The organism is Pseudomonas brassicacearum, assembly GCF_003732265.1.
Taxonomy (GTDB): domain Bacteria; phylum Pseudomonadota; class Gammaproteobacteria; order Pseudomonadales; family Pseudomonadaceae; genus Aquipseudomonas; species Aquipseudomonas brassicacearum_D.
Window position 1 is genome coordinate 1 of sequence record NZ_MOBK01000465.1, and the last position, 659, is coordinate 659.

Genomic DNA, 659 nt, shown 5'->3' on the forward strand with positions numbered 1-659 from the left:
ATCCAGGGCAAACACTACACGCTGGACAACGACATGGACGCCGACGGTGATCGCATGCGCTCACTGCTCGGCAAGGCCGGTGCTACATTCGGGCGTAACTTCGGTTTCGCTAACGGCGCAGTCGCCCAGCCTTATGTGCGCGCGGCGGTTGCTCATGAGTTCGCGTCGAACAACGAAGTGAAGGTCAACAACAACGTGTTCAATAATGACCTGTCAGGTTCCCGGGCGGAGTTTGGTGCGGGGGTGGCGGTGGCGATGTCCCAGCGGTGGCAGATGCACTTCGACCTGGATTATGCCAAGGGGAAGCATATTGAACAGCCTTACGGGGTGAATCTGGGGTTGCGGTACTTTTGGTAAAAAAGCCATCAGGGTGCTCCCTGATGAATGCGCCTCACGATTTGTGAGGCGCTTTTCATTTCTAAGGGTAAATGCCAACTCCCAAACCAGATCCGTAGTACTGGACGTGCCCTTCTGCACCATTGACCAGATTTTTTAACCAGTACCGAGCTGGCCAACCACCTGCGGAGTCAGCGGCCCAGTACAAATAGTTCCCCATCGGCCAACGGCCACCCCAGGCGTTATGGATTTCCCGCAACTCACCCATTGACGGCAATCGCTTTCCTCGGGCTGCTGCCCTGTCTCTGATCGTGTTCCAGTTT

The 659-nt window shown here is 56.0% G+C and carries 1 protein-coding gene; it reads left to right on the forward strand.

Annotated features, from left to right (window positions below):
* On the forward strand, positions 1–357 hold a 357-nt coding region (locus BK660_RS32280), incomplete at its 5' end, for an autotransporter outer membrane beta-barrel domain-containing protein (protein WP_123436481.1).
* Positions 358–659 lie beyond the last annotated feature (302 nt).